6 protein-coding genes are annotated in these 8,865 nt (G+C 68.1%); 4 read left to right on the top strand and 2 right to left on the bottom strand.

Going from position 1 to position 8,865, the window contains the following annotated elements:
- Positions 1-309: 309 nt before the first annotated feature.
- Positions 310-2,319, top strand: a complete 2,010-nt coding sequence (locus B0E41_RS20260; protein WP_143433927.1) for an AsmA family protein — start codon at positions 310-312, stop codon at positions 2,317-2,319.
- A 10-nt stretch (positions 2,320-2,329) separates the two neighbouring features.
- On the opposite strand, the gene B0E41_RS20255 is transcribed toward B0E41_RS20260, so the two are convergent.
- Entirely contained in the window at positions 2,330-3,343 is a 1,014-nt protein-coding gene (locus B0E41_RS20255; RefSeq protein ID WP_077333803.1) for a PHB depolymerase family esterase, read from the bottom strand.
- A 221-nt stretch (positions 3,344-3,564) separates the two neighbouring features.
- On the opposite strand from B0E41_RS20255, the gene B0E41_RS20250 reads away from it, so the two are divergent.
- The 3 genes from B0E41_RS20250 to B0E41_RS20240 all read left to right on the top strand — a co-directional run bounded on the left by B0E41_RS20250 (position 3,565) and on the right by B0E41_RS20240 (position 7,565).
- The gene (locus tag B0E41_RS20250) at positions 3,565-4,116 is read left to right on the top strand and encodes a pyridoxamine 5'-phosphate oxidase family protein (RefSeq protein WP_077333801.1); all 552 of its coding nucleotides are present in this window, start codon (positions 3,565-3,567) and stop codon (positions 4,114-4,116) included.
- Positions 4,091-6,619 (top strand): DNA ligase D, encoded by a 2,529-nt coding sequence (gene ligD, locus B0E41_RS20245; protein WP_077333799.1) that lies wholly within the window; start codon positions 4,091-4,093, stop codon positions 6,617-6,619. The genes B0E41_RS20250 and ligD overlap by 26 nt, the downstream gene beginning before the upstream one ends.
- Positions 6,620-6,692: 73 nt before the next feature.
- The gene (locus B0E41_RS20240; RefSeq protein WP_077333797.1) at positions 6,693-7,565 is read left to right on the top strand and encodes a Ku protein; all 873 of its coding nucleotides are present in this window, start codon (positions 6,693-6,695) and stop codon (positions 7,563-7,565) included.
- 21 nt (positions 7,566-7,586) lie between these two features.
- Here the strand turns inward: B0E41_RS20240 and B0E41_RS20235 are convergent, their stop codons facing one another.
- Entirely contained in the window at positions 7,587-8,846 is a 1,260-nt protein-coding gene (locus B0E41_RS20235; protein WP_253195046.1) for an NAD(P)/FAD-dependent oxidoreductase, read from the bottom strand.
- Positions 8,847-8,865: the final 19 nt, after the last annotated feature.

Here is an 8,865-nt window from a genome sequence, read left to right as displayed (position 1 = left end):
GGTTTTATGGGCCTGCGTTCATTAGCGCCCATGTGACGTCGGTGAAGCTCTGTGCGTTGGCGCACGCACATTTGAAGAACCGACTTTTATGATGGAAATAGGGCTGTGCTCTGTAAGCACAGCCCTATTCCAGTGAACACCTCGCCGACCACGCCACCTCCGCCATCCGCTCCCCAGCGGGATCGGTCGCCGTGGGCCCGTCGGCCTGCCTTGTGGGCATCGGCGGGTGTGGTCGGTCTGCTGGTGGCGGGCATCGCGTGGGGCGAAATGGCCGGTTGGCCTTTTTTGCGACAGCCGATGGAGCGCGCCATGACGGGCGCCGCCAAGGTACCCGTGAGCTTGCAGGGTGCGGTGAAGCTGCACCTCATCTGGCGACCGCGGCTGGAAGTCGGCCACCTGCACGTGGCATCCGACCCCCGCTTCAAGGCCCCGCACCTGCTGGATGCGCAGCGCATCGCGCTGGCCTGGCGCTGGGGCGATGTGTGGCGCTGGCAGCGGGGCGACAGCCTGCACATACAAGCCCTGCGTGCCGACCTGCTCGATGCGCATCTGATCCGCACCGCCGACGGCAAGGCCAACTGGCCGATGGGTGCAGAAAAGACGCCCTCGCCAGAGACCGAGGCTTCTGCCCTGGCGGCGCTGCCGAGTTTCGGCAACCTGACCGTGGGCCAAGGGCAGATCGCCTGGGTTGATGCCGTGCAGGACGCTGACGTGGCCGTGAAGGTGCGGGGCCGCGAAGGCAGCGCGGCCAGCGGCCCGGACACGGGCTACGAGGCCTCCCTCACGGGGCGCTACCGCGCCTTGCCGCTCAAACTGGCGGTGCGCGCCGGCAGCACACTGCCCTTGTTGCAGGACCCGGACACCGCTGCCGACGCCACCTGGGTGCCGGTCCGGATTGAGGGCACGGTCGCGGCCACGCGCGTGCTGTTCGACGGCCAGGCCGCTTCGCTGCTGGGCACGCCGCGAATGCAGGGCCAGGTGGAAGTGGCCGGCCCCTCGCTGGCGGACGCGGCCAAGCCTTTGGGCCTGACCTTGCCACGCACACCGGCATACGATTTGCGCGGTGAACTGCAGCAGGACGCCGGTGTCTGGCATTTCAAGACGTCGCGTGCCCACATCGGCAGCAGCCGCCTCCAGGGCGATCTGCAATACCAACAGCACACCCAGCCGCCGCGCCTCTCAGGCACGCTCACCGGCCCCAGGCTCGCCCTGGCCGATCTGGGCCCCGCCATTGGCGGGGACGGCAAGGAGGACACCTCGACGGCTGGCGGCGACCAGGGCAACCGCGCCCTGCCGCAACGCCGCTTCGACTTGCCCTCGCTGAAAGCCATGGATGCCGACGTCCAGGTGGCGATTCAGGAGCTGGATTTCGGTACCGAGGCGATGGCGCCCATGCGGCAGCTGAAGACTCACCTGCTCCTGGATGAAGGGGTGCTGCGGCTGGAGTCGCTGCAGGCGGTGGTGTCGGGCGGACAGTTCAAGGGCATGACGGCGCTGGACAGCAACGCCAGCCCCGCGAAATGGGAAGCCCGCCTGGCGTTCGAAGGCATCGACATGGCGGGTTGGATCCGCGGTCTGCGCCCCGATTCGGCAGAAGGCAAGGCCCCGCCTGCCACCGCAACCACTGCGCTCAAACGCGAGCGCAAGGAGGCGCGCCAGGGCGGAGAGCAGCCCGTGCAGTCCTACCTCACGGGCGAGCTGGTGGGCAACTTGCATCTGCGCGGGGCCGGCAACTCGACCGCCGCCATTCTGGGCTCAGCCGACGGCCCGTTGTACCTCGCGCTGCGCGAAGGCAGCCTCTCTCACCTGATCACCGAAGCCATGGGCATTGATGTCGCTGAGGCACTGGGGGTGATGATCACAGGGGACCGCCCCTTGCCCCTGCGCTGTGCCCGGTTTGATCTGGTGGCGCGCGACGGCGTCGTCCAACCCACCCAGGCCGTGATCGACAACAAGGACAGCACGGTGTGGGTCACCGGCCAGGTCAGCCTTCGCGACGAGTCGCTGAATCTGCACGTGGTCACTCGGTCCAAAGACTGGTCACCGCTGTCGCTGAGAACGCCCGTTACCGTGACCGGCACGCTGGCCGACCCGGCCGTGGGCATCGAACCCAAGCGGCTCGCAGGGCGCGTGCTCGGCGCGCTGGCCCTGGGGGCGGTGGCAGGCCCTGCGGCCGCCGTGCTGCCGCTGATCGAAACCGGCAGCCCCGGCGCCAAGGACCCGTGCAACCCGCCGGGCGCAGCGGGTGCACCGCCACCGCCACCGCCACCGCCACCGCCTTCGCCTTCGCCTTCGCCACCAACTCCGATCCGAAGGTGACGTGGGCCCATCAGCCCTCCACCCGAAACTGCTTCGCCGCAAAACCCCAGACCATGCGCGACGCGTCCGGCCCCTGCCGGTCGCTGAACGCCTGGCTCGCGGCGCCGCCGCTCCACGCGTGGGCCAGGCCGTTCACGGCAACCAGCGTGGCCACGGTGCTGCCCCGGCGCTTGAAGTCGGTGACCGACATCGGGTAGCGCTTGCCCCGCTGCACGCTGCGCGCCTGGCCCGCCTTCGCCCCGGCCGCGTCGGCCCAGACCTGGGCCGCGGCCAGGCCGTTTTTGGGCGAGACCACGCCGTCGCCGTCGCCGTGGATCACCAGCAAGGGCGGCCAGTGGGCCTCCATCAGGCTCGGCGTGGCCGCCAGCGGCATCGTGGCGCGATGGCCGTGCATAGCACCCAGCGCCGACAGCGAGGAGTGCGCGGTGCCCGGCGGAATGCCCGAATGCATGATCACCGCCTTGAAGCGCCCCGGGTGCCGGGTGACCACCAGGGCGGCCATGCTGGCACCGGCCGACAGGCCGGCGATGGCCACGCGCGCCTTGTCCACCGGGTACAGCAGGCAGACCTGGTCCACCGCCTTCATGATCAGCGCGGCTTCGCCATAGGCACGGCCGCTGCCCGTGTCGAACCAGTTCCAGCAGCCCTGCGCATTGGCGAGACGGTCCTGCTCCGGGTAGAGCACCATGAAACGTTCGCGCATCGCGATGCGGTTCATGCGCGTGCTCGCCGCGAAGCTGTTGGCGTCCTGACCGCAGCCGTGCAGCATCACCATCAGCGGCAGGCGCTCGCCGAACTGAACCTCCGGCGGGCGGTACAGCCGAAAGCGCCGGGCACCGGCCGCGCCCATGGAGACGCCGGGAATCCAGGCCCCGGCACCGGGTGGCGGTGTGCGCCTGGCCACAGCGGGCTTCAAGGCCTTGTTGAGCGCCCGGGTGCCGGACGCGGTCGCCAGCCGCGTCATCGCGTTGAGGCTGCGCTCGAAACTTTTGGCCCAGGTGGACGTGCGTGGTCGTCGTTTCATGTGGGTCATTCTGCATGGCGTGGAACGTCCACGGCAGCCATGTGATGCATGTGCGAAAGCGCACAGACCCTGCGCGCTCACAGGCGTATTTTGGTTCCGCGAACGGCGTGGCGAGCGGGTGTGAAAACGGCCCGGCGCGGCGCTCGCTGGACCCCTTTCCGTGGCACGGCCCCGCGCCGCCCGCTGATCGCTCATCCCCCTCTCAACCCGAGGTTCATCCCATGAAAACAGACCCACAGACCAACGCGGCGCTCTCCCACATCGCCGAGCTGATAGAAGACATTCCGGCCGCCATGCTCACCACGGTGGAGATCGACGGCAGCCTGGCCAGCCGGCCGATGGCGCCACTGAAGATGGACACCAACGGCGCGTTGTGGTTTTTCACCGACCTGCGCTCGCCAAAGGTTGACCACCTGAGCGTGGTCAATCTCAGCTTCTCCGACGCATCGAACGGCACCTACGTGTCGTTGTCGGGCCGCGGCACGATCGACACCGACCGCAGCCGCATCAACAGCCTGTGGACGGCCTACGCCAAACCCTGGTTCCCGGACGGTCCCGACTCGCCGAACCTGGCACTGCTGAAGTTCGTTCCCGACGCAGCGGACTACTGGGATTCGCCCAACAGCAAGATGGTCCGCACTTTCGGCGTGATCGCGTCGATGGTGGCGGGCAAGCCCATCGCGATGGGGGAACATGGCTCGCTCACCGGCCTGTCGGCGGGGGCTTCGGCCGCACCGGTGGCAAAACATGCAGCCTCGGCCAAAGCCGATTGAGCCGGCTGAGCCTGCGAAAGGCCCACTGGGCGCCTACCAGGCCAAGCGCAACTTCGCGCTGACGCCGGAGCCCGCGGAAGGCGGCCCCACCACTGGCCCGTCCGTGGCCGCTGGGTTGAGCTTCGTGGTGCAAAAACACTGGGCCAGCAGCCTGCACTACGACTTCAGGCTGGAGCTCGACGGCACATTGAAGAGTTGGGCCGTGCCCAAGGGGCCCAGTGTCGACCCGAGCGTCAAACGCATGGCCGTGCAGGTGGAAGACCACCCGCTGGCCTATGCGAGCTTTGAAGGCACCATACCGACCGGACAATACGGCGCGGGCAAGGTCATCGTGTGGGACGCGGGCACCTGGCACCCTCTGGAGGACCCGCAACAAGGGCTGCTCGAGGGCAGCCTGAAGTTCGAGTTGCGGGGCCACAAACTGCACGGGCGATGGGCGCTGGTACGCATGAAGGGCAAAGACGAGAAGCGGCCGGCCTGGTTGCTGATCAAAGAGAAAGACCCCCACGCCCGGGCCTCCGCGGAATTCAGCGTGGTCGACGAGCTGCCGGACAGCGTGAAGTCCCTCGGATCCCCTTCCCTCCCCGGCTTGCCCGCCGAGGCCACGCCATCGGTTCTGCCCCGCACGCTGGCGCCCCAGCTCGCCACGCTGGTGACCGCCCCGCCACCGGACGCGGCCGAGTGGCTCTACGAAATCAAATTCGATGGCTATCGCATGCTGGTGCGCAACGACGCCGGGGGCGCGCGTTTCCTGACCCGCAACGGGCATGACTGGACCGACAGGCTGCAGCCGCTTCAAAGCGCCTTCGAAGGCCTCCAGCTCCCGCCGGGCTGGTACGACGGCGAGATCGTGGCGCCCAACGAAGCGGGCATTCCCGACTTCGGCGCGCTGCAGCAGGCGTTCGACACCCAGCAGACGGTCCCTGTGGTGCTGTACCTGTTTGATGTGCCCTACGCCGCGGGGCACGACCTTCGCCACGCCCCCCTGCAAGCACGGCGTCAGTTCCTGAAGGCGCTGCTTGCGGCGTCGAACACGGACCTCGTCCGCTTCAGCGAGGCGTTTGATGCCACGCCTCAGACCGTGGTCGCATCGGCCTGCAAGCTGGGCCTGGAGGGCGTGATGGCCAAACGCCTCAGCAGCCCCTACCGCTCTTCGCGCTCGGCAGACTGGGTCAAGCTGAAGTGCAGCCAGCGGCAGGAGTTCGTGATCGGTGGCCACACCGCTCCCCAAGGTGCTCGCAGCGGCTTCGGCGCGCTGCTGCTCGGTGTGCACGATGCAGAGGGCGCGCTGCAATACGTCGGCAATGTCGGCACGGGCTTCAGCGAAAAGGCCTTGAAAGATCTCAAGAAGGCCCTGGATGCGAGGGCGCGAAGCACGAGCCCTTTCGTCGCCGCCGACTCGAAGATCGACGGCCAGCCACAGTGGGTCGAACCGACCCTGGTCGCCGAGGTGAGTTTCGGGGAGTGGACACACACCGGCCGCATCCGGCATGCCGTGTTCCGGGGCCTTCGGGACGACAAGGACGCCCGCACCATCGTGCGCGAGAAGGCGCTGCGCCTGTCGTCCGCCCCGGCGCCGAACCCTGCGCCTGCGCGCAAGGCGCCTGCCATGTCCAGCCAGGTTCAGGTGACGAACCCGAGACGGGTGATCGACGCCAGCACGGGCACGAGAAAGTTCGAACTGGTCCGCTACTACGACCTGATCGCCGACCTGATGATGAAACACCTGAAGGGTCGACCGGTGTCGCTGCTGCGCGCGCCCGACGGTGTGGGTGGCCAGCTGTTCTTCCAGAAACATGCGGACACCGGGAAGCTGGCCGGCATCAAGCAACTGAGTCCCGAGCTCGACCCCGACCACCCGCCGTTGATCGAGGTGGCCAGCCATCGGGGCCTGCTGTCGGCCGCGCAATGGAACGTGATCGAGTTCCACACGGTGAACGGCAGCGCCGCGTTCTACGAGCACCCGGACCGCATGGTGTTCGACCTGGACCCCGGTGAAGGCGTGGCCTGGTCCCAGGTGCAGGAAGCCGCGGAACTGATGCATGCGTTCCTGACCCAGCTGCGCCTCTCGTCGTTCCTGAAGACCAGTGGCGGCAAGGGGCTTCACGTCGTGGTGCCCCTTAAGCGCCTGCACGACTGGGCCACCGTCAAGGGGTTTTCTCAGGCCGTCGTGGCGCACATGGCGAACACGATTCCGCAGCGCTTCGTGGCCCGCAGCGGCCCGAAGAACCGCGTCGGCAAGATCTTCATCGACTACCTGCGCAACGGGCAAGGCGCCACCACGGTCTGCGCCTGGTCGGCGCGCGCGCGGCCGGGACTGGGCATCTCCGTCCCCGTGACCTGGGAAGAACTGCCCTCGCTGCGCGGCGGCGACCACTGGTCGGTCAAAACGGTTCAAGAACGCCTGGCCGTGGGGAATAAACCCTGGGCCGGCTATGCCAGGTCCGCACGCGGTCTCAAGGCGGCGATGTCAACCCTGGGCCACACGCCGCCTGCGGCCTGAGAGGCTGAGTCGCTCTTGAACCCTCCGCTCTTCATTCACCCACTGTCGGTCCTGTGCCGAACAAGGAGTTCCCATGCCCCGTGTGATCTGGAAAGGCGCCATCACCTTCGGCCTCGTGCATGTGCCCGTGGCCCTGTACCCGGCCTCGCAAGATGTCGGCATCGACTTCGACTGGCTCGACAAACGATCGATGGACCCGGTGGGCTACAAGCGCGTGAACAAGCGCACGGGCAAAGACATCCAGGCCGACAACATCGTCAAGGGCATCAAACAGGACGATGGCGACTACGTGATCCTGAGCGAAGACCAGATCAAGGCGGCCTACCCGAAGTCGACACAAACCATCGAAATCGAAGCCTTCGTCAAGGCCAGCGAGATTCCGTTCACGCTGCTGGAGACGCCCTACTACCTTGAGCCCTTGGGCAAGGGCGAGAAGGTCTATGCCCTGCTCCGGGAGGCGATGTTCGAGGCCGGCGTGATCGGCATCGCTCGGGTGGTGATGCACACCAAGGAGCGCCTGGCGGCGCTGATTCCTTCCGGTGCGGCCTTGGTGCTCAACACCATCCGCTGGGCCAACGAAATCCGCCCCATGGAGGACCTGAAGCTGCCGGCCGAAGGCAAGACCGCTGCAGGCCTGAAACCGGCTGAACTGAAGATGGCCGCACAACTCATCGCCGACATGACCGGCCCTTGGAAGTCGGACGCCTATGCAGAGCAGTTCAGCGATGCCATCGAGGCGCTGGTGAGGAAGAAGGTCGAAGCCGGCGAGACCGAAACGGTGACGAAGCTGGAAGACGCGCCCTCTGAGGCGGTGGCGAGCAACGTGGTGGATCTGACCGAGCTGCTGGCCAAAAGCCTGAGCAAACGCCAGCCCGGAGGCCCCGCCGACGGCACAGCCGCCGGCCCCACGAAGAAGGCCGCGGGCAAGACCCGACGGCGGGCTTGATGCTCCCGGCGAAGGGGCGGGTCAGGGCGGCGGTTCTGTGGAACGTTCTTCGCCCAGCACGATGCGCGCGCCGCGTTGGTAGGTCCAGTAGGCCAGCGCCCAGTTCAGCAGCACGCTGATGCGGTTGCGAAAGCCGATCAGGAAGAACACGTGCGCGGCCAGCCAGAACCACCAGGCCAGCAGGCCCGAGAACTGGAGGCCGCGCAGGTCCACCACCGCCGCCATGCGGCCGATGGTGGCCAGGTTGCCCTGGTCCGCGTACTCGAACGGCCGCGCGCTGCTGCCAGAGAGCCCCGCGCGGATGCTGCGGGCCACATGGGCGCCCATCTGCTTGGCCGCAGGCGCCACGCCGGGCACAGGGCGGCCGTCGGCCCGCGACAAGGCAGCCAGATCGCCGGCGACAAACACCTCCGGGTGACCGGGCAGCGTGAGGTCGGGGTTGACCTTCACGCGGCCGGCCCGGTCCAGCGGCGCGCCCAGCATCGCGCCCAGCGGCGACGCGGCCACGCCCGCGGCCCACAGCACCGTGCGACAGGGCACGAAGTGGTCGCCCAGGCGGTAACCCTGGTCGGTGATGTCGGCCACGGGTGTGCCGCAGCAGACCTCCACACCCAGCGACTCCAGCTGGGCTTTCGTGCGCTGCTGCAAGGCCGGCGGGAAGCTGGCCAACGGCGCCGGGCCGGCCTCAATGAGGCGCACCAGGGCCTGCCGCGGGTCGAACTGGCGGAACTCTTCGCGCAGCGTGTGGCGCGCCAGCTCGGCCAGCGTGCCGGCCAGTTCCACGCCCGTGGGCCCGCCGCCCACGATGGCGAAATGCAGCCATGCCTGCCGTTCGTCCTCGCTGGTGGCGGCCTCTGCCTGCTCGAAGGCCAGCAGCAAGCGGCGGCGAATGGCGAGTGCATCGTCCAGCGTCTTGAGGCCCGGCGCATGGGCGGCCCATTCGTCGTGGCCGAAGTAGGCGTGGGCCGCGCCGCTGGCCACCAGCAGCCGGTCGTAGTGCAGGGTCTGCGGTGCCACGGGTTCGCCCAGTTGAACCGTCTTTGCCGAGACGTCGATGCCGGTCACCTCGGCCATCAGAACCCGCACATTGCGCTGGCGGCGCAGGATGTGCCGCAGCGGCGCGGCGATGTCAGGCGCAGAGAGGCCCGCCGTGGCGACCTGGTACAGCAAGGGCTGAAAGAGGTGGTGGTTGGCCTTGTCGACCAGCGTGATGCGAACCGGTGCCGACGCCAATGCGCGTGTGCACCAGAGGCCGGCAAAGCCGCCACCGATGATCACCACATGCGGCGTGGCCGGGCTC

The organism is Hydrogenophaga sp. A37, from assembly GCF_002001205.1.
GTDB lineage: Bacteria > Pseudomonadota > Gammaproteobacteria > Burkholderiales > Burkholderiaceae_C > Hydrogenophaga.
The sequence above is the reverse complement of the archived record's forward strand: the minus strand, read 5'-3'. Positions and strand labels throughout refer to the sequence as shown.

What these genes read in the sequence shown, in the direction of transcription:
- B0E41_RS20260 (WP_143433927.1), top strand. Translation starts at nt 310, where the DNA reads ATGACGGGCGCCGCCAAGGTACCCGTGAGCTTGCAGGGTGCGGTGAAG.
- B0E41_RS20255 (WP_077333803.1), bottom strand. Translation starts at nt 3,343, where the DNA reads ATGAAACGACGACCACGCACGTCCACCTGGGCCAAAAGTTTCGAGCGC.
- B0E41_RS20250 (WP_077333801.1), top strand. Translation starts at nt 3,565, where the DNA reads ATGAAAACAGACCCACAGACCAACGCGGCGCTCTCCCACATCGCCGAG.
- ligD (WP_077333799.1), top strand. Translation starts at nt 4,091, where the DNA reads ATGCAGCCTCGGCCAAAGCCGATTGAGCCGGCTGAGCCTGCGAAAGGC.
- B0E41_RS20240 (WP_077333797.1), top strand. Translation starts at nt 6,693, where the DNA reads ATGCCCCGTGTGATCTGGAAAGGCGCCATCACCTTCGGCCTCGTGCAT.